Annotated in this window: 16 protein-coding genes; 7 read left to right on the top strand and 9 right to left on the bottom strand. The window is 42.3% G+C overall.

Annotated features, from left to right (window positions below):
- Positions 1–62: 62 nt before the first annotated feature.
- Positions 63–1190, bottom strand: coding sequence for an AI-2E family transporter (locus JMX95_RS03400; protein WP_201552686.1), 1128 nt, complete (start codon positions 1188–1190; stop codon positions 63–65).
- 797 nt (positions 1191–1987) lie between these two features.
- Between JMX95_RS03400 and JMX95_RS03405 the strand changes: the two genes are divergently transcribed.
- Together JMX95_RS03405 and JMX95_RS03410 are read left to right on the top strand one after the other, a co-directional pair.
- On the top strand, positions 1988–3679 hold the full coding sequence (locus tag JMX95_RS03405; protein WP_045455343.1) for an NAD+ synthase: 1692 nt from the start codon (positions 1988–1990) through the stop codon (positions 3677–3679).
- Positions 3680–3922: 243 nt separating this feature from the next.
- A complete protein-coding gene (locus tag JMX95_RS03410; RefSeq protein WP_060490365.1) occupies positions 3923–5197 on the top strand; it encodes a hemolysin family protein in 1275 nt (424 codons plus the stop codon).
- Between the two features lie 11 nt (positions 5198–5208).
- On the opposite strand, the gene JMX95_RS03415 is transcribed toward JMX95_RS03410, so the two are convergent.
- A complete protein-coding gene (locus JMX95_RS03415; protein WP_201552684.1) occupies positions 5209–5925 on the bottom strand; it encodes a YggS family pyridoxal phosphate-dependent enzyme in 717 nt (238 codons plus the stop codon).
- A gap of 399 nt (positions 5926–6324) precedes the next feature.
- On the opposite strand from JMX95_RS03415, the gene JMX95_RS03420 reads away from it, so the two are divergent.
- Together JMX95_RS03420 and JMX95_RS03425 are read left to right on the top strand one after the other, a co-directional pair.
- Positions 6325–7380, top strand: coding sequence for a type IV pilus twitching motility protein PilT (locus JMX95_RS03420; RefSeq protein ID WP_045443495.1), 1056 nt, complete (start codon positions 6325–6327; stop codon positions 7378–7380).
- Positions 7381–7541: 161 nt separating this feature from the next.
- Positions 7542–8663, top strand: coding sequence for a PilT/PilU family type 4a pilus ATPase (locus JMX95_RS03425; RefSeq protein ID WP_055123483.1), 1122 nt, complete (start codon positions 7542–7544; stop codon positions 8661–8663).
- A 147-nt stretch (positions 8664–8810) separates the two neighbouring features.
- On the opposite strand, the gene fur is transcribed toward JMX95_RS03425, so the two are convergent.
- On the bottom strand, positions 8811–9245 hold the full coding sequence (gene fur, locus JMX95_RS03430) for a ferric iron uptake transcriptional regulator (protein WP_045443492.1): 435 nt from the start codon (positions 9243–9245) through the stop codon (positions 8811–8813).
- A gap of 327 nt (positions 9246–9572) precedes the next feature.
- Between fur and JMX95_RS03435 the strand changes: the two genes are divergently transcribed.
- Positions 9573–9992: an outer membrane protein assembly factor BamE gene (locus JMX95_RS03435; protein ID WP_201552682.1), complete on the top strand. Its 420-nt coding sequence runs from the start codon at positions 9573–9575 to the stop codon at positions 9990–9992.
- Between the two features lie 44 nt (positions 9993–10036).
- Here the strand turns inward: JMX95_RS03435 and JMX95_RS03440 are convergent, their stop codons facing one another.
- From JMX95_RS03440 to JMX95_RS03455, 4 genes are all read right to left on the bottom strand, one after another.
- Positions 10037–10417 (bottom strand): RnfH family protein, encoded by a 381-nt coding sequence (locus JMX95_RS03440; protein WP_227675949.1) that lies wholly within the window; start codon positions 10415–10417, stop codon positions 10037–10039.
- Positions 10405–11547: a hypothetical protein gene (locus JMX95_RS03445; protein ID WP_201552680.1), complete on the bottom strand. Its 1143-nt coding sequence runs from the start codon at positions 11545–11547 to the stop codon at positions 10405–10407. The genes JMX95_RS03440 and JMX95_RS03445 overlap by 13 nt, the downstream gene beginning before the upstream one ends.
- Before the next feature lie 446 nt (positions 11548–11993).
- On the bottom strand, positions 11994–12662 hold the full coding sequence (locus JMX95_RS03450) for a c-type cytochrome (RefSeq protein WP_201560007.1): 669 nt from the start codon (positions 12660–12662) through the stop codon (positions 11994–11996).
- 338 nt (positions 12663–13000) lie between these two features.
- A complete protein-coding gene (locus JMX95_RS03455; RefSeq protein WP_109592356.1) occupies positions 13001–13336 on the bottom strand; it encodes a c-type cytochrome in 336 nt (111 codons plus the stop codon).
- 409 nt (positions 13337–13745) lie between these two features.
- On the opposite strand from JMX95_RS03455, the gene yihA reads away from it, so the two are divergent.
- On the top strand, positions 13746–14534 hold the full coding sequence (yihA, locus tag JMX95_RS03460) for a ribosome biogenesis GTP-binding protein YihA/YsxC (protein ID WP_201539847.1): 789 nt from the start codon (positions 13746–13748) through the stop codon (positions 14532–14534).
- Between the two features lie 163 nt (positions 14535–14697).
- Here yihA and JMX95_RS03465 read toward each other — a convergent pair whose 3' ends face one another.
- The gene (locus JMX95_RS03465) at positions 14698–15411 is read right to left on the bottom strand and encodes an HAD family hydrolase (RefSeq protein ID WP_201552673.1); all 714 of its coding nucleotides are present in this window, start codon (positions 15409–15411) and stop codon (positions 14698–14700) included.
- A 120-nt stretch (positions 15412–15531) separates the two neighbouring features.
- A complete protein-coding gene (locus JMX95_RS03470; protein ID WP_201552671.1) occupies positions 15532–16542 on the bottom strand; it encodes an RluA family pseudouridine synthase in 1011 nt (336 codons plus the stop codon).
- Between the two features lie 1225 nt (positions 16543–17767).
- Between JMX95_RS03470 and JMX95_RS03475 the strand changes: the two genes are divergently transcribed.
- Complete coding sequence (locus tag JMX95_RS03475; RefSeq protein WP_201552669.1) at positions 17768–22081, top strand: Rne/Rng family ribonuclease; 4314 nt, start codon at positions 17768–17770, stop codon at positions 22079–22081.
- The last annotated feature ends 32 nt before the right edge of the window (positions 22082–22113 follow it).

Genomic DNA, 22113 nt, shown 5'->3' on the forward strand with positions numbered 1-22113 from the left:
CTCTATTTTGCATAGCGTTTGCAGTATTCTTATTTAACATGACTATGTGCCTCTACGTGCCTCTACTCTGATTCATTGACTGGTGGCAACGTTTGGTTGTCAGACAACACCAAATCCTGCGGAGCAAATATCTCATTTTTATGCTGCGATATCCATTCTCGCCATACCGCCAATCCGATGGCTAGCACCACAGGACCGATAAACAAACCAACAAAGCCAAAAGCCGTTAGACCACCTAATACACCAATAAAAATAATAATAAAAGGGATTTTGGTCGCGCCACTAATCACAATAGGACGGATGAGATTGTCAACCCAGCTGATAACCAAAGTGCCCCATAGTGCCAAGCCAATCCCTTCTACAGTATGACCTTGGCTTAACAACCAAATGGATACACTGCCCCAGACAAATGGCGTGCCAAACGGAATCAGGGCGATAATAAAGGTTACGATAGTGAGTAAGATAGGACTTGGTGCACCAGCGAAGTAGTAACCCACACCTGCAAGCAGTGCTTGTGCCAATGCCGTCAAACCAATGCCATAAACCACCGCACGCGTGGTCGTACCCACAGAATCAATATAACCATCAATGCGATTGCCAATGATATTACGCAGTGCTTGGCGAATTTGACGCACCAAACTGGTACCATCACGATAAAAGAAAAACAACGTCATCAGCGCCATACCTAACTTGGCAAGACCGCTAAACACCACATCAAATGCTACTTTGCCATAATATAAATGTGACTGTACCCAGATACGAAACGCCTCTAACGTCCCTTCTGGGTTTTTATTGATTCTCCACAGCACATCTTTCACTTGCTGACCGATGATAGGCATATCTTTAATAGAATCAGGCACATCTAAATAGCCCACTTTTATACGATAAATCAAGTTACTGATTAGGCTTAAGGCTTCTTGCTGTAGAATAAAAACACCTATAACCAGTGGCACACCTATCATTAAGGAGATACTCACCGTCATAATAGCAGCGCTAAAATTAGGACTCAGCTTTACTTTTTCATAAAAAAAGTTATAAATAGGAAAGGTCACATACGCTAAAATCGCCGCCCATAGTGCGGGTACAATAAAAAACTGTACCACTTGAAAACACAGTACGAACAGCACCACCAACAGAGTAATAGCCAATAAGCGCTGAATAATAAATTCTTTTGTCCAATTTTCAATCATAGCGTATAAACCAAGAGCAGACAGCGAAGATCTATCGCGACCTTGCTGGCAAGTTTATAAATGTGTGATGAATATCAACTCACAGACGGTGCCCATAAAAAGACCCTGTCCATTAGCGGTATTCATTAGCGAGGGGTGTAAACAATCAGTGCCAGTAAATCTGCTTTGAGAGCATCAAATCGTAGCATACTTACGGACGATAGTTTTGACTAACGCAAGATAAATATCAAACGATTATCACGGCTTATTATGCCGCAAAACACGACAATGATATAACGATATGTTGTAATCTTTACTTACAACTTTCTCTGTGTAAGCTTACTAGATGATGACATTAATAGATAGAAATTGACACATAGATTTAACATGTAAAAACAAGGCACTAAAAGGATATTTTACATTCATACTGTAAACTGACCTATTGAAAGGTAATTCACTGGCGCGTTCTATTTGCAACGATAATTGATGCTATACTAAAGCAATTATTTTAAGCTTTTTAATAGCATTAAATTCGTTTGTTCTTATTTATTTGGATCATTCTACATATATAACATTTTTCAGACGATGCGCTACAGCCCTCTTTTATCGTCCTTCTATAGACTATCATAAGATCAAACCTGTAGAGGGGTGTTACAACGTTGGACACTGTGCGTAAGCAAGCTCATCATCTCGGTTCACTATTAGAATTCGATATGACAGAGTGCTATTTTGAGTGAATTTCGGATTTACTTTGATTTTATTTTAAATCAACAATGACCCAACAAATTTTAAACCATATATCGATAGGAACAATAACAATGTCAAAAGACAATGATAATCCCAATATAACTCCCTCAACTGAGGCCAGTAAGACCAATAAAACCCAAGAAACTGTTACTTTTGCATTGGCTCAGTCGCATTTTTTGGTTGGTGATATCACTGCCAATGCTGAAAAAATGCGTGCACTCGCATTGCAAGCTCGCGAGCAAGGTGCGGATGTCATTATTTTCCCAGAACTTGCTTTATTAGGTTACCCACCGCAAGATTTATTACTACGCCCAAGTTTATCTGGTCGCATCAAAAGCGCCTTGTCTACTTTAAGTGATATCGATGACATCGTGATGATTGTCGGTTATCCACATGTCGACCATCATGGTACTTTCAACTCTGCTGCTATCTTGCATAATGGTCATCAAAAAGGCTTTTATCATAAGCAAATCTTGCCAAATTATGGCGTATTTGATGAGCGTCGTTATTTTGATAAAGGTCGCAACCAAGTTTTATTTGACTATAAAGGCATCACAATCGGTCTGCTCATCTGTGAAGACTTGTGGGAAAAAGGCCCTATTGCCGAGCTCAAAAAGCAAGGTGCTGATCTGATTATTAGCTTGAACGCCTCACCTTTTGAGATCGAAAAACAAGACAATCGTAAAACGATGCTGGCCAAGCGTAGCCGTGAGAATAATTTGCCTATCGTCTATGTCAACGCCGTTGGCGGTCAAGACGACTTGGTATTTGACGGTGGTTCTATGGCGGTGCAAGCTGATGGTAGCGTTGCCCACGAAGCACCACGTTTTATGAATCAGTTACTTCTTGCCACTTTAGACGTCAAAACTGCCAAGTTTAATAGTCAAACTAAAGCGCCATTAACACTGAGCCGTGAGTCAGAGATGTATCAAGCACTGGTCGTTGGCCTGCGTGATTATGTCAACCATTCAGGATTCACTGGTATTATCCTTGGGCTATCAGGTGGTATTGATTCTGCCTTAACGCTATGTATCGCTGTTGATGCTTTGGGTGCTGACAAGGTATATGCAGTGATGATGCCTTATGAATATACTTCTCAGATTAGTCTAGAAGATGCTCAAGCACAGGCTCGCCGCTTAAATGTTTCTTATACGGTTTGTCCTATTTTCGATGCAGTTGAAGGTATCCGTCATACCTTAGCCCCACTATTTAACAAATCGCCAGCAGACACCACTGAAGAAAATATCCAAGCGCGTGCGCGCGGTGTGGTACTGATGGCGCTGTCCAATAAGTTTGGGCACTTGGTCATCACCACTGGTAATAAGTCTGAGTTAGCAGTCGGCTATTCGACATTATATGGTGATATGGCAGGCGGCTTTGATGTGTTAAAAGATGTTTATAAGTCGCAGGTTTATAAATTGGCCAGTTATCGCAACCGTTTGGAAGACACTCCTGTCATCCCTGAGCGCGTAATCACTCGCCCGCCATCTGCTGAGTTACGCCCAGACCAAAAAGACCAAGACAGCTTGCCTGACTATGATGTATTAGATGGCATCTTAATGTCATACATCGATGAAGACATGGGCTATCAAGACATTATTAATAAAGGATTTGACGCTGAACTGGTCGCAAAAGTCATCCAGATGGTAGACAATAGCGAATATAAGCGTTTACAAGCGCCAATCGGTACCAAAATTAGCCATAAAGCCTTTGGACGTGAACGTCGTTATCCATTAGTGAATAAATGGTCAGTAAAAGGCTAAATTAAATTAACCATTGTTGCTTGCCCTACTTTTATTATATAGAACGCGAGCAACATGGCTAACTTAATACTTTTATAAAAAATCAAGTTTCTTATGATTAGCTGGGTGCTTACCCAGCTTTTTTAGTTTCTATAAACCGATTTTTAATGCCAAGCTGTTATAAACAACACTTTCTTTTTGTACTTCTAACCTCTTCTTTAACTTCAATTATTTTAATCCCTATATTTTTTTACCGAGTATGTCATGAGTTTGCTAACCGCTAGTATCTTTCTTCTTTTATTGCTTGCCCTCAGTGCCTTTGTATCCGCTGCCGAAATTGCCATCGCTGCTGGTCGCAAAATTAAGCTGCAAATCATGGCAAAAGAAGGGGATGTCCGCGCATTTGACGTCCTTAAAATGCAAGAGCACCCTGGCAGTTTTATTACTGTCGTACAAGTGGTTTTGAATGCCGTCGCTATCTCGGCTGGTGCGGTAGGTGAGTCAGCTATTAGCCCTTATCTAGAGCTTTTGGTGAAGAATGAAGCAGTGTCATCCGTCATATCATTTGTGCTGATCACCAGCTTGTTTTCTCTGCTCGCTGATTTAATGCCCAGACGATTGGCGATGTCGAACACTGAAGCTATCGCTGTACGTCTCGTACGACCAATGATGCTATTGATTTTTATATTCAAACCCGTGATTTGGATATTTGATGGTGCAGCAAATGTCATTTTTGAATTACTGGGTATTTCAACCATACGACAAGACGATATGACGCCAGAAGATATTTATGCTGTCATGGATGCTGGTGCTGAAGCTGGTGTGCTCAAAAAACAAGAACATCATCTGATAGAAAATATCTTTGATATGCAAGAGCGCACCGTAACGTCGGTGATGAATCCACGTGAGAATATTGTTTATTTTGATACCAAAACCAGCACTGAAAAAGTCGTTGAAGTGATGATTGAACAACCACATAACAAGTTTTTGGTCTGTCAGGAAGACGATCTAGAGCACATTATTGGTTATGTAGAGTCGCGCAGCTTTTTGGCATTGGTTCTTAACCAGCAAGAGGTCAGCTTAACTGACAAAGCCCTACTAAAACCTGCACTCTTCGTTCCTGATACCTTGTCCTTGTTTGAAGTATTAGAGATGTTTAAATCGACAGGCGCTGACTTTGCCGTCATCGTGAATGAGTATGGATTGGTAGTGGGTGTCATTACTCTTAAAGATGTGATGAGTATCGTCATGGGGGAGCTTGTCACCTTGGAGGAGCAGCCTATCGTTCAGCGTACGGATAACTCATGGTTGATTGATGGTATGACTCCTATCGAAGACGTCGTACGCGCTTTAGATATCGTTGATCTGCCACGCAGTCAGAACTATGAAACCATTAGTGGCTTTATGATGTACATGCTACGCAAGATTCCAAAGAAAACCGATACTATCGAGTATGCCAATTATCGATTTGAGATTATCGCAACGGACAATCTCAAAATCACTCAGATGCTGGTGACTAGAATGGATGAGACTGCCTGATAAATAAAAATTTAAGCTCGTGCGCCAAATATGGCGCTACCAACCCGCACCATTGTCGAACCACTGGCTATCGCCTCTGTCATATCACCGCTCATGCCCATGCTCAGTGTATCCCAAGTATCTAGCTCTGCATGAGCCTCTTTAATCTCATCAAATAACTGCTTGGTACGGGTAAAAGCGTCCGTACCTCCCTTAGCAGGAATAATCATCAAACCACGCAGCTGTAACCTGTCATACCCCTTGATAGCAGTTATCAAATCAGGTAGCTGTGCTGGCAGGCAGCCTGATTTGCTTTCTTCGTTATCGATATTCAACTGAATCAATACATTCAGTGGTGGCAGCTCAGCTGGGCGCTGGTCGTTTAAACGCTGAGCAATAATGGCACGCTCAACCGTTTGTACCCAATCGAAATGCTCAGCAATATCGCGGGTCTTATTGCGTTGGATACTACCAATATAATGCCAAATAATGCCTTTAGTTTCTGGCTGTCGTTTTAGCATATCGATTTTTTCGATGGCTTCTTGCAAATAATTTTCACCAAAGTGCTGCTGTCCTTGCTGAGCCAAAGTAGCAATCATATCAGCTGGTTTGGTCTTGGAAACTGCCAGCAACGTCACACTATCTGCTTGTCGTGCCGCATGCTCACACGCTTGAGTCATTTGCTTACTCACTTGCTGCCAGCTCGCAATCAGATTTTGGCTATCAATGTTATTTTCTATTTCTTTCATATATTACTCACGAGAATAATTTAATCCATTTTTTAATCAGTCACTTTTAATGACTTCTATTTTTACTCACTTCTATAATGAACTTTTATTAATTAGGGTTAAACTTTATATAAATGTCTTCTAATCTAGATAAACTCAACAAGGATCGATCTATAAATCGATACTCATAATGACTAATTTTACATTTTATTGGTGTAGTAGATGGTTAATTGTCGGTAGTCTTGTTATTATATTGTTACATGGTTTAACATATGCTACTGAATATAATAGTAATGGTAAAGACCATCGCTACTCCTTTATTAACGTGACCGACTTTAATCAGATCGTTGATCGATTGATAATCACTCCCCTTTTTTGCTCTTTTGTCCTACCCTTATTGATTGATAGGAATATCCGATTATGGCTGAAAAAAACAATTTAAGCATCGAAGACTTGCTGCGCTTTACGGTTAAGCATAAAGCATCAGATTTACATATTTCAGCCGGTATGCCAGCAATGATACGTGTTGATGGTGAAATGACCCGTATTAATATGCCAGAGATGACTCATCAGGTTGTGCATCAGCTTATTTATGACATCATGAATGATAAGCAGCGCGCTGACTTTGAAGAATTTTATGAGACGGATTTCTCTTTTGAGATTCCCAATCTAGCACGTTTTCGGGTAAACGCATTCAATCAAAACCGTGGGGCAGGCGCTGTCTTTCGTACCATTCCGTCCAAAGTTTTGACAATGGAAGACCTCGGTATGGGTGATGTATTCAAGCGCGTGTCAGACTTTAAACGTGGCGTGGTATTGGTCACGGGTCCGACAGGTTCTGGTAAGTCCACAACGCTGGCTGCCATGATTGACTATATTAATGAGAGCCGTAAAGAGCATATTTTAACCATTGAAGATCCGATCGAATTTGTCCACGACTCCAAGAAAAGCCTGATTAACCAACGTGAGGTGCACCGCGATACCTTAGGTTTCGAGCCTGCATTGCGCTCTGCGCTACGTGAGGATCCCGATGTGATTTTGGTCGGTGAGCTACGTGACCTTGAGACCATTCGCTTGGCATTGACAGCAGCAGAGACTGGTCACTTGGTATTCGGCACTTTGCATACCAGCTCTGCCGCTAAAACCATTGACCGTGTCATTGATGTATTCCCCGCCGCAGAAAAAGACATGATTCGGGCGATGCTATCAGAGTCACTACAAGCCGTTATTTCACAAACGCTTTTGCGTCGTCAAGCAGGCGGACGTGTAGCAGCACATGAAATCATGCTCGGCACACCTGCTATCCGTAACTTGATACGTGAGAATAAAATCGCTCAAATGTACTCTGCTATCCAAACAGGTGCAGGTGAAGGTATGATTACGCTGGATCAAACGCTCAAAAACCTAGTAGCAAAAGGCACCATTAGTAAAGACGTAGCCCGTCCTTATGCCAAACAGCCTGAGGCATTCTTGTAATATTATTCATCGTGCGTCACCGGCTTATCTTGATTGATGTGTGAGTCAATAATACAAGCATTCATAAGCCATGATATGCCTTAATTCTATTGCTACTGGCGATTTTTAAAACATGATTTCAAATACTTTTTTAGTCGATTTACATCGAATGCAGGTACGATATGGACATTGATAAACTATTGCAGTTAATGATCAATAAAAATGGCTCGGACCTTTTTATTACCGCTGATGTAGCGCCTTCCATGAAAGTGAATGGCAAAATTTTGCCTGTCGGTAAAACGCCTTTAACTGCTGAGCAAACCATGCGATTGGTCAAAGGTGTCATGACACCAAACCAGCAAAAAGAGTTTGAAGAGACCAACGAGTGCCAATTTGCCATTGCTGATGAAGCACAGCAAGCACGTTTTCGGGTCAGTGCCTTTATACAGCGTGATATGGCAGGGATGATTTTACGGAAAATTGAGAATAAAATTCCGACTGTCGAAGAGTTGCGTTTGCCGCCCGCGTTAAAAGAGCTGGCAATGAAAAAACGCGGTATCATTCTGCTAGTGGGTGCAACAGGTACAGGTAAATCAACGACTCTTGCTTCTATGATCGGACACCGTAATCAAAACTCGCATGGTCACATCATTACCATCGAAGATCCTATCGAGTTTGTCCACAAACATCGTGGTTGTATTATTACCCAGCGTGAAGTTGGTATCGATACCCATTCATTTGAGGCAGGGCTAAAAAACACGTTACGCCAAGCACCCGATGTCATCTTAATCGGTGAGATTCGTAACCGTGAAGTCATGAGTTATGCTATTCAGTACGCAGAAACAGGCCATCTAGTGTTTGCAACGTTGCACGCCAACAACGCCAACCAAGCGATTGACCGTATCATTCACTTTTTTGAAACCAGTCGCCACAATCAGTTATTTATGGATTTGTCGCTCAACTTGCAAGCCATTATTGCGCAGCAGCTCATTCCCACTCCTGATGGTAAAGGACGCCGTGCGGCTATCGAAATTCTATTGAACTCACAGCTGATTAGTGATTATATCCGTAAAGGCGAGGTTCATGAAATCAAAGATGTCATGACACGATCGCGGGATAGCGGTATGCAAACCTTTGATCAGGCTCTTTTTGACTTATATGAGCAAGGAGAAATCACCTATAAAGAAGCGATTCTTCATGCTGACTCTCCTAATGATTTGCGCCTAAAAATCAAACTCAGCAGTAAGAATGGCACCGCCAATCTGGATGAAGGTGCGGATAACTTATCATTAGATATCAGTTAAGCATGGCTTTTGAGCGTTGTTATTCGTTTTTGCCATAAAAACTTATAAGAAAGCCCTCATATTATTATGAGGGCTTTCTTATTTTATATATGGCGATAATGTACTAAAAACGATATCAAATATAGAGCATGCTCACCAATTAAAAAATTACTTGATGCTATCCCGACACTCTTGGTCATTACAAATACCGTATAGCACCAATGAATGACCTGATAACTTAAATCCGTGCTTTTCTGCGACTTTAAGTTGCTCTTCTTCGATGACTTCGTTATGAAACTCTATAATCTTGCCACAAACATCACAAACCAGATGGTCATGATGCCCTTCTTGGGTAATCTCAAACACCGATAAATTATTTTCGAAGTTATGACGCTCGACGATACCAGCTTGCTCAAATTGCGTCAGTACTCGGTAGACAGTCGCTAAACCCACATCCTCACCTTGCTCTATCAGTGCCTTATAAACCTCCTCAGCACTCATATGATGCAACTCTGCACTCTCTAGTAGCTCTAAAATCTTGATGCGAGGTAACGTGACTTTTAATCCCGCTTTACGTAAATCTTGATTGGTAAAAGAAGCCATAATATCCCTTCTGACTGTGACAGTCTTAGCAAATAAAGAACCAAAAATATGAGATAAATAATCGTTAACGATTATTTTTTATAGTATATGAAACATTTTAATAACAGCAGACTGGCTGATTTGACCTCATGTCCAAGCCTGTTATTCTCTATAATAATCCTAACGCAAGTCTATGAATTTAAAATATAAATAATAAAATGACTCAGGTAGCATTTGGTAAATAATGTCGTAAGTGGTAGGAAATTGCAAGTAAATGACGTATCATTTGTCCAAGATTGTCAGCCAGACTCGCATTAACAACCTCTGGCTGCGCCTAATTCATTTCTTATGAGTCATCTTACCATGATAAAGACATTAACTTTTCGTCCGTTAAGCCCTACAAGCGTATTACGCAAGATTGTCATAACCAGTATGCTTAGCGCTACTGTCGCTGTGTCTGGCTGCTCATTATTGAGTGTTTATAAGATTGATTTGCCACAAGGCACTGCCATCACTCAAGCACAAGCGCAAAAACTGCAAGTGGGTATGAATCAAAACCAAGTCCTTTATATCCTTGGTAGCCCAGCTATTAGAGACACCTTAGAACCTAAGCGTTGGGATTATATTTACGATTACAAAGCAGGGACAGAAGGTAGCCGCAAGGGTATTGCTGATGTCAAAAATGCCAGTCAGCACTTAATTATCTACTTTGATAATAATGGTTTGGTCAATCGTATTGAAGGTATCGAAAGCCTGCCTGCCTCATAATCAAGAACGGCAACTGGCTTTGATGATAGATGGCGCAACATCGCTTAAACTCGAGATTTATTTTTGCGCTGAGACATGGGATCAGCGCTTAAGCTGCGATATACTTCGATACGATCAAAAGGCTGCAAGCGATAGCTGAGCGGCTGTTTTTGTGCATAGATACCCACATGCCAACGCTTCGCCGTTGGCGTGGTAATATCTGCCACTTGCTCACACCAACGTGCTAACGCTGGAAATTTCACCAACCACCCTGCCTGCCTCAATGCCTCATACAAACTTGTTTCATCATTAACTTGTAGGGTTAAATAATGCTGACATTTTGCATCTTCAGCGTATGCCAAATAAACAGTCATTAGCATGGTCTGCTCAGATGACGGCGCACAATTATTATCAGATTGAACGCCATTAGCAGTTAACTCAACCACTGCATCACCCAACCTATCAATGCCAATAACAGTGCTAGTGGCACAATCAAACGAATCGCTATTCGCCATAAGTTATAAAACGCTTCATTGCCAAAATTTAATGACTTACGCAGATGACTAATTTTCATCTGCCAACCCGCAAAGATAGACAGCAACAATACCGCTATGCTGCTAATAATCACTAAAAGTCCGACCAGCCAAACAGTTGGTATGATAACGACTAACAAAAGCGCCAAGACAAAGGTTAATACCAAACTGACCAGCAATCCAAACTTGTGCGCTAATTGCTGGGTACTATAATGCAGCAAATAGCTGGCGACAAATAACACCCCTATCCAATACGATAGCTGTCCAATCGGTGGCAATGCCATGCCACTAATAGATAACGCCACAACCCCAACGATCAATTGCAATATCCAAATCGGGAGTACCAACTTGGTTGCCCGATACTCACTCGTCGCACGGCTGCGAGCAGGTTTTTGCGCATTGATATTATCCGTGTCTACTGCTGTTGCCACTTGGTTCGTTACCAAGTTTTGACCAAACCAGTATAAACCTGTGCCTGCACCCACACTAACCAACGCTAACGCGACTGCACGCGCCCATTCATTTAAGCTGATATCAGTCATCGCAAAGTCAATATTGGGTAGGCCATTTGCCACGCCGAGCAACAAGCCTATCACCATTAATCCCAGGCCAATCGGTAATGGCGCAACGCCCAATAAACTGAGTAACACAGCAATGACCATCAGGCCAGCAGCGATCGCAAAATCTGGTATAGCAGGAGCGCTATTAAGCTCCGTCAATGCCGCCAAAATACCTGTGCTCGCGCCTGAGATCACTAACGCCGCAATCAGAATAGAGACCAGCGCGGCGAGCCAACCAAAACTACGCCATATTGGGCTGGCATCTGCTTCGCGAGTAAGCTTTTGCATCCCTGCTAATGGCGCATCGACACTACGATAGGCTAAGGCAATTTCCGCATAAACGACGGGCAAGGATACCAATACCATAGCCAATAGCCAGAGTAACCAAAAGTCAATCTCACCAATGGATGCTGGTGCAAACCAACGAAACAGCAGTAGCGGTAGCAGTGCCGCGATAAAATAAGAAGCATAACGGATCATCATAATCTAAATCCAAACGATCTAATACCTTTCACAAAAATGAGAATAGCTAGGAAAACGAGTGTCCGTACTACGCATTGTAGACGAAACAAGTTTGACACCGCCAATCATACTCTGTGGGTTTGGTATAAAGTGAATAACGATAATTTATCATGATACAGAGCAACGATAGGCCTCTGTAAGCAGTTTTATTTTATATAGTCGATTCCATTTAAAAGAAGCACAAGGTAACCAGAAGCAAATATATATTCAATACTTCAAGAGAGGTTAATGCAGCGACTCTTTTATAATGGAATAACTATAAGGTCTCTATAATATAAGGGATGAACAGTTATAAAAAAACCCCGAAATCGGGGTTTAATAATGAAACAATGGCGGATATATGGTCAAGTGCTTATTAATTTCAGCGAGGTAACGTGCATTAGGCACTCGTAGCTGATACCAATCAATTAGTGAACAGCACTGATATAATCTGACAAGATACGAATATCACGATCCGATAGTTTCGATGCGACTGTCTGCATCATGCCCATATCGCCTTCTTTCGCAGCATCATTGACACGTTTTTGCTCATCACTGTCAACATCATCAACACGGCCAGCCGCACGGAAGAGTTTTAGCTGAGTGGAGATGTACTGTGCATGCTGACCACCTAAGCGTGGAAATGCCGCCCAAGTATTACCAGCAGCGTCTGGACCATGACAGCCTGCACAACCGATGACACCGCGTGACTTGTCACCGCCTAAGAATAGCTTAGTGGCTTCTTGGTTGGTCGCAGGATTACCAAATCCAACACCCCAAGGCGCTTGGCTAGCATAATAACCAGCCACGTTGGCTAAATCTTGCTGCGATAAATTTGCAATTTGTGATTGCATAATACCGTTCTTGCGATAACCTGCTTTAAAGTTGACCAACTGTTTGTAAAGGTATTTTACGTTTTGGCCACCCAAGTTAGGCTGCGCAGGGACAACACTGACACCATCAACACCATGACAAGCAGCACAAACCGTTTCTGCAATTTGCTTACCGGCATTGACGTCGTACTCAGGAACAATAATAGCAGCTTGTACGCTGAAACTTGCAACGCATAAGCTGGCAGCAGCGATTAACTTTTTCATTGATACAAATCCTACTAGCTCGGCGTAAGCATTATTTAGAGTGATTGCACTGATAAGATACCTCATATAAACCACCCTACTATTGGTTAGGTAGGTATATGTTTTAAGGTCTTGGCCACAAGCAGTCTGAAAGTACTTACTAACATCAGGGTTTATTTTCGATTATTATAGCAAGACTTTGTAGCATTTGCCTACTTAATCGTCACATCCATCAGTTTTTCTAACACATAGACAAGTATGCCAACAAAAAACAAAAAGCGCTTACAGGCTAAAAAACCCAGCGCTTTTTTAAGTTGTTTTATAGTGTGTCGTATTGTGTTGCTTTATCGGTCAGCATCTCACTTACTCATGTACTCAATCAACTTACGATAATCATCGTCGCTACAACTGTTACAAAGACCACCAGCAGGCATCTGCGTCATACCACTTTTGACGGAATTGATAAGTGTCGGCATGCTTTTTTGTTTGATAAGCTGTTGCCATTTGGCACTATCACCTTTTTTGATGGCGTTCAGCGCCCCACTATCGTGACAGGCAGCACATGAGTTATCATAGGTGGCTGCAATATCAGCAGCATTAGCGCTAGTCATGATAGCACTACTGAGCAGTAATACCGCTCCGCTACCTACTAACACTCGGTAGGTCTGGCTAAAAAGTGCATTGATTGAAACCATAGAACACCTCCTTTTGATGCTTCTCTCGTTTAATCAATCTTGCTATTAAACGTCGTTCGTTCAGTATATCTTATTAAACATTGTAACAATGTATGTCGTATAAATATAGATAAATATAGTTTGGCTTTGGTAACGTATGAACAAAAGCGGCAACTTGCTCTAATGAGCGCTTATTTTAATGGTATTCTGTCATTTATGTGATGCTAATCATAGTTATTTCAATAAGTAAGATAAGTAATAGTATAGAATAGTCGGTAACTTGAAATGACTGTGTTTATGACCAATAAACATTGAAAGTTATGATGAATAACTTCGTAACGATTTTTTGTCTAATGCACTGTCTTCTCGACAACCAGTTGATTAAAATTTTATAACCGTATCCAATTTCTTAAAGATTAATGAGCCATTTATGAGTACCCCGTTTACTGATGTCGCCGCCGAACATGCATTGTTCAACACTAAATCTCGTCAAAAAATTCAGCAAACTGAGTTTATGATGTCAGCGCCTACTTTTCGTCTCTGCCCACCCGATATGGGCTTAGAAGTTGCCTTTGCAGGACGCTCAAACGCAGGTAAATCCTCTGCTATTAATGCCTTAACCAATCAGCGCCAACTGGCACGCTCATCTAAAACGCCTGGTCGCACGCAGATGATTAACTTTTTTAGTATTGGTGATGCTGATAGGCGTTTGGTGGATTTGCCAGGTTATGGCTACGCAGCCGTACCGCTTGAGATGAAAAAAGAATGGCAGGTTGAGCTAGAAGAATACTTGGTGGCGCGCTCAAGCCTTGCAGGTTTGGTGCTCATGACTGATATTCGTCATCCATTGAAGTTCTTTGACGAGCAAATGCTACGTTGGGCAAATGATGGTGAACTGCCGGTGCATATCTTATTAACCAAAGCAGATAAGCTAAAGTATGGCGCATCTAAAAATGCGTTACTTAATACTCGTAAAAGACTAAAAGAACTGGGATTGAACTGTAGCATTCAGCTATTTTCAGCACTAAGAAAAGAAGGTCTTGATGAGCTGGCTGGTGTCATGGGCAACTGGTATGAGTATCAGCTCGATGCAGACAAAATCATTGAATCCTCTTTTGCGTTACTAGAAGGCGCTGAGTTGGAAGAAGCGATCGAAAAAGATAACATCGAAAAAGACGCTATTGAAAAGGAAAGTACTCAGAAGGATAGCACTCAATAAGGATAGTGCTCAATAAGGATAGTGCTCAAAAATAAAACAAATAAATATCATCGTCTCCAAGTAAAAAGGGTTTATCATTATTATCGATAAGCCCTTTTTTTATTATCATTTTTTAGCATTCAAAAAGTTTTTTATTGAAGCACCTTTATTTAAGTGCTTTTAGTTAAGCACATAGAAGCTCAGCCAACGCTTGTGGCGTGTCAACCTGATAAGTGGGTTGCTGTGCGGCGAGCTCTGTAGGTGATGCTGTACCATAATTCACCGCAATACTGGTCATGCCCAGTCTCGTTGCCATTTGGATATCGTAGATACTGTCACCGATGAAAACAGCATTGGCGATTTGCTGCTGCGTATAATCCAAAATATCGGTCAACATCTGCGGGTCAGGTTTTGAGCCTGCCTCATCGGCACAGCGGGTCATCACAAAATAATGGTGGCTCTCTGAAGCATCTAATACGCGGTCTAAGCCCTTTCGCTTTTTACCAGTTGCAACCGCGAGACTTTTACCTTGGGCTTGTAGGGTCTGCAACATCCCTTCTATCGGCGCAAAAAGCGGTGTACTGTGGCTGTTGGCAATATAGTGGTCTGCATAGTTTTGCTGAATCGCAAGCTTTTGCGTGTCATTGGCTTGCGGATACAAAATCTCAATGCCATTCATTAAGCTCAGCCCAATGATGTCTTGTACAGCTTTATCGGTGGTCTGGAACCCATGCGCCTCTCCTGCCACATGCATTGACTCAACGATTAATCCAATGGAATCCATCAGCGTCCCATCCCAATCAAAAATAATCAGCGTCTTATCCGCTAAACGATGGCTGGCTGATAACTGAGTTCCTTTGGAAGCGCTAGAGATACTAGCGACAGATTGATTGCTCATAAATAGACCTTAACGAATATCAATAATAAATGGTAGATACGAAAACGTCACGGCGACTTATTAAGAAAAATAAGCGTTCGTGACGTTTAAAGTTAATGCTTAAAAATTTTATTTGGCGACTTATTCAGGCAATTTAATTTGCTCTGGCAACCAATCTGCCATGTCATCTGGTAGCGGTGCAGTAATAGTTTCATAGCCTGGAATGTCTAAACGCCACGCATGCAGACACAGGCGATGGACGCCTGATTTATCATGCACATTATATTTATCATCACCCAAGATAGCGTGACCAATATGAGCCAAATGCACACGGATTTGATGAGTGCGACCGGTCAGTGGTTTGGCTTCAATTAAACTAACTGGCTGATCAGCAATCATAAAACGACCATGAACGACGATATCCGTATGGCTTTCTTTAGATTGTGGGTCTTGCGCATCTACTTTGACGCGGCGTTCACCACTAGCAACTGTATAGCGTAGCAATGATGCATCAATGCGTTGCTCATTTAATGCTGGCTGACCTTTAGCGATACATAAGTAATGCTTTTGGATGGTTTTATCGACGAGATGCTGTTGCAACGCTTTTAACGCTGAGCGTTTTTTAGAAATCATCAATAGACCTGAGGTGTCTTTATCAATGCGATGTATCAGCTCTAGGTATTTTTTACCTGTCACTTCACGCATGGCTTCGATAACACCAAAGTCCAAACCACTCCCACCGTGAACGGCGATGCCAGAAGGCTTATTCAGTACTAACATTCCTTCGTCTTCATATACTACGCGCGCTAACAAGCTTTTAGCAAACTCGGCACTGATAATTGGTTTTTCGCGGGTAGCAAGTACCACTGGCGCGATACGTACCACGTCTTCACGCTGTACTCTGTCGTGCGCTTTGCAGCGTTTATTATTGACCCGAATCTCATCTGAGCGAATCATTTTATAGATATGCGGTTTTGGCAGACCTTTTAAACGGTTCAGTAAGAAATTATCCAAGCGCTGATCGTGTTGATGGCGGGTTACTTCAAGATAGTTTACCTTACCAAAGTTGCTGATTTCATCATCAGCGCTTTGCGGGCGTGTTTTACTATTAAAAATAGCAGGGGCTTCATGGGTAGGTGCGTCGTCAGTCATTTTTGGCTTCGTCATTTTTAGTTAGGTATTTACAGAAAGATTTGCTATAGTTTAGCATGTTGAGCGACAATTAAGCAGAGACTGCAGCAATAATCGTTGTTGTTGTTCTAAATAGCGCATTACCATATAGCGCATTACCATTTTTACGAACTTTTAATGAAAAGGTATTAGCGGTATACCCTGCAAACATTGTATGTTTAATCGGATTTTAGGGCGCAGTATCTGTTTAGAAATATCACTTGTAGATATTTATAGATATGTCCCCATAAATTGTAAAATGAAAGTATCGTACTGACTTTACTCAGTACCATAGAATAAATAGTGACACTAAATACCTTTGTGTTCATAAATTCAGCGTTGATAAGTTTGGCTAAGCGCCTGTTTATTGACCGATAATGACACTACATTGACTCACAACCTGCATGACAACGACTTTATTTGATAATTATTCATGATTTAATGACTGGTTATCTGGCGGTCCTTTAGGCAAGTGTAGTTGAGCAAGTATGGGTTGTTTAGCATTAGGATCGAGAAGTATATCGATAGCTGCCTACGTATTGGTGGTCAAACAGATAACGATAAAAAAGATATGAATACAGCACCACACCGATAGTTTGGTCATTTATTCTGTTTGCCAAGTACGCCCCGCTGATCACCGGAGCCGCGACACCTAACCGTAAAACACCCAAGATATTATTGACGTTATACCAGAAAGAACGATAAATAAAGAGTGACCAATTGCTTTACCTAAACAAATAATTGCTGAATATCACCATTTCATATAATGGTATTTATAACAGCGATATTATTGCTAGACTTTGATGGATGGATTGCAGCAGCATAACGCCTTTTGAATATCAGTATATTGAATCTCGTCATTGCCCGTCGCCTGCTCTTACAAAGTAAGCTGGCATGACTACCAATAAAGCTTGCTGATAGTAAAACTGAATCGCATGCTGACGCATTAATATTTGTACCAAACCTATCAATAATAGGATATAAATAGATAGCCTTACACCCTATAAATTTTATATTTACGTTAGTTTTGCTAACACACTTTAGGTAAAAAACAAGCCATTGACAAAGCCCAAGTGCTTTATTAACCCATGATTTACGTTCTATCGTTGATTAACATCTGCCCATGCTAATTTAAATATTAGCCATACTTGCCATTGCGCTCTAAAGCCCGTCTCGTCGTTGTTATGCGTACTCATAGGATACAAATATGAAACGCATTTTGATCAACGCTACTCAAAACGAAGAAATTCGTGTCGCCTTATGTAAAGGCAACCATCTTTACGATTTCGATCTTGAAAACCGTACTCGTGAACAAAAAAAATCCAATATATATAAAGGTCATGTGACCCGTGTCGAGCCATCGCTTGAAGCGGTGTTTGTCGAATATGGCTCACAGCGCCAAGGTTTTTTACCCATTCGTGAAATCTCTGCTGAATACTTAAGCGGTAATCCACGTGACGAAAACATCAAAAAGCTGATCAAAGAAGGCGATGAATTAATCGTCCAAGTCGAAAAAGAGGAGCGCGGTAACAAAGGCGCTGCCCTATCGACGTATGTCTCATTAGCTGGTCGTTATCTGGTATTGATGCCAAATAACCCTCGTGGCGGCGGTATCTCACGTCAAATTTCAGGCAAACTTCGTGAAGACATGAAGCGTATGCTAAGCAATCTTGATTTGCCAAAAGGTATGAGTGTCATCATTCGTACTGCGGGTATTGGTAAAACTCAAGAGGACTTACAGCACGATTTAAACCACCTTCTCAATATCTGGCAAGCCATTCAAGAACAAAATCAAAAATACCCGTCGCCGCGCTTGGTACATCAAGAAGCAGGCGTCGTAACCCGTGCTGTCCGTGATTATCTACGTGATGATATCGCTGAGATTTGGATTGATAATGAAAACGCTTATATTGAAGCGGCAGGTTTTATCGATGCAGTGATGCCAAAACAAGCAGAAAAGCTACGCAAATATACCGATTATGAGCCGATGTTTTCGCGCTTTAATATCGAAAAGCAAATCGAAACTGCCTATCAGCGTGAAGTGCGTTTGCCATCAGGCGGCTCAATCGTTATTGATCAAACTGAAGCACTAGTCTCTATCGATATCAACTCAGCCAAGTCGACCAAAGGTTCAGACGTTGCTGAGACTGCCTATCATACTAACCTTGAAGCAGCCGATGAGATTGCCCGTCAGCTACGTTTGCGTGATATGGGTGGTTTGATTGTCATTGATTTTATTGATATGAATGACAATAAGCATCAAAAAGAAGTCGAAAAACGTCTGATTGATGCCACCAAATATGACCGTGCACGTGTGCAATTTGGTGATATTTCTAAGTTTGGTTTGATGGAAATGAGCCGTCAGCGTCTGCGTCCATCGCTAGAAGAGTCAACTGGTTATATCTGCCCACGCTGCCATGGTAACGGCATGATTCGTGACTTGCGCTCATTGTCACTATCAATTATGCGTCAGATTGAACAAATCGCGCTAAAAGAACGTCAAGGCGAAGTACAAGCAGAAGTTCCAACAGATATCGCCGCCTTCTTATTAAACGAAAAACGTGATGCCTTAGTTTATCTTGAGCAAGACAGTGGCACGCGTATCACGATTTTGCCACACGCGCATTTAGAGTCGCCTAACTTTAAACTACACTTTAACCGTGATGGCTTTGCGCCTTCAAGCTATGAGCGTATTACGGATACAGCCCAAGAACATAGCGATTTGGGTTATGAAGTTGACTGGCAAACGGCTGAAAAAGAGCGTCCAGAGCAACAGCCAACGCGCCAGCCACGTCAGGTAGCGAGCAATGATACTGCTAGCCAATCAAACAAACCGACCAGTACAGCTGAGCATAGTAAACACAGTAACGACCATCGTAACAATAAGAATACGACCAACGTTTCATCGGCGCGCGCGCCACAAGCAAACAACAACCAGAGTGTGGCAGCCCCTGCCCCTGTTGCTCCAGTAGCAGCAACTACAGCTCCTGCACATGTTGAGACAGCAGCTCAGCCACAAGCAGTGGCGTGGTTATCAAACCTATTTGCGCAAGCACCACAAGCCTCAACGACGCCTAGCGTCAGTAGTCGTGATGCAGCGGAAGCCATTGAAGCACTAGTAAATAATGGCGCACAAAGCTTAGGCTCATTTGGACAAGTGGATAGCAGTGCCCTGAGTAATTCATCAACGGGTGCATCGAACAATGTACCAGCAAATCAGCAGAACAGTCAGAAAAATGACGAACAACCGTCCGACAACAACGCCAATCGTCAACAAGCGCGTCGTAGCTCAGACAGCGACACCGATGATGATAGCAGTAATGAAGATAGAAGAAGACGTAAGCCACGTAAATCTAGATCATCTAAACCTCGTCAAAGAAAAGATCAGGCAGAAGAGTCGAGCAATGAAGTAAGCGGCGATACCGAGAACAACACCTCAAATAATGCGGCAAATAACGCTGATGACAAGCAGGCTGACAATCGAAACAAACGTCAGCAGGAGACCAGACGCACGAATGAGCGTAACCGCAACAATCGTCAAGACAATAACCAGCAAAACAGTAATCGTCAAGACAGTAGCCACCATGCAAACGAGCGCAATGATGATGCTGATAAAGACAGTAATACGGCAGATGAGCAAACTCGTGCGAAGCGTAAATCGCATAGTCAACGCGGTTCACGTGGCAAGTTAGAGCGCGGCGAGACACTAACAGCTGAAAATATTAAGCAACCCAATCAGCAAGCGACGACAGGTGCAAACGGCCGAAAAAATCACTCTAACACGCGTCGAAATCAAGATCCTAATGAAGTCGTGCTACAGGTCAATGAAGCACCTGTTGAGCTGAAATCGCCAGAAGTCGTACACTTGTCTCTAGATGACAGTAAGTCTACACAGACAAAACCTCAATCTACTGAAAAGCAAAAATCAGCGAATGATGTTAATAAAGAAAGCAGTAAAAAAGAAGCTAATACACAGCAAAGTGATAATCAGCAGAGCAATGACAAAAAAATTGCTCCTGAAACAGCTGCTGTGAAGGGTAACGACGAAGGCACTGTAGCAACACATGATGTTAATGTTGATGATGTTAACGTTAGCACCACTGAGGACAAGGGACAAAATAATGCCCCGAAAACAGACAGTAACACTACTGACAAAAAACCTGCTGTAGATGAGCAACCAACATCTAACAGCGTTACCAAAGACCAAACTGACCATTCAAAATCTGTGGATACTAACGTGGACAGCGTAGCAATAACGCCAAAACAGCCCGAATCAGAATCGACAGAAAAAGCGAATAGTGACACTGTTGACGCTACCGACAGTGACGCCGATGTTAGCAATACCAATGACAGTCATAGCGCAAGTGGTCATAGCGCAAATGATAAGAACAACTCAGCACTGGCACTAACGCACGAAGCATTATTTGCCAAGCGCTACGTGACTGCTGAGAAGTTTGGTCAGGCTAGTAATGATCCACGTGTGGTTCGTAGTCAGCAAGCGCAAGTAACTCAACAACCATCAGTAGCTGAGCCTGTAGTGGTAAGCCCATCGACTATTCGTGGCACCGTTGGTGATTTTGTTCGTAAAGCATTAACAGATGCAGAAAGTCGTTTGAAAAATGACGGTGTCATTAGTTGCTTTATTGCTGCTATCGATGCACATACGCAGCAAGCAAAATCAGCTAACAAATCAGCCAACATTGGAACGAGCGTCACACCGACTGCTGATACTAACGTTGAGGACAGCAATTTCGACTTTAGCAACTATGGCTATCAGCCATTGGCGGCAGATTACCTGACGCGCTTTGAAACGATGACACAAGCGGTCAGTCAGTTTGCGGCAACGCAAGGTAAAACAGACGTCGAACCACGCGCCATTGGTAAGCGTGCTGGCAACGATCCACGTGGTCAACATCCTAGTTATCAGGAGCCCGCAGTGTTGAGTCTACCGACCGAACAAGTGGCTTATACTGAGCAAGCGGTTATTGAACATGATGATAACAATGCGGATGCTCATGATATTGAGGCAAATGCTTTAGCAAATCAAGCTCAGGCTGATAATATCAGTGCTCATAGCGAGCAGTTGTTAGAAGTGGATCAGGCGCTAGTAGAAGCAACTAACGAGCCGTCGAATGAAGGCACTGTTATAGCTGAGCACGTAGCAGCTGAAAAGATTGACGGGGCACATGACGATAGCGAAGCTGCTGACATTGAAGAGGCTAATACTCAAGAAGCTGACGTTGAAAAAATTAAGCCAGCAGATGAGCCTAAGGTAGAGCAACCTATCAATACCAAAGAAGCGGGCAAAGACGACAGTCAGGCTGCTAAGTCAAAAACCACGATTGCCAGTTATAAAAACATGATTGAGAATGTGGCTGAACAACTGCTGCCACAGACTGGTATGTTTAATTTGACCACACCAAAAGTACCAAAGGCACGTAGCCGTAAGCCTAAAACGGAGCATAAAAAGCCCACGCAAGCTGAAAAGCTAGAGGCTGATGACTCAGATAGCGAAAGCTAATCGTATAACTCCCAACGCAAAAGCCCCAAAGT

The organism is Psychrobacter sp. NC44 (genome assembly GCF_904846655.1).
GTDB lineage: Bacteria > Pseudomonadota > Gammaproteobacteria > Pseudomonadales > Moraxellaceae > Psychrobacter.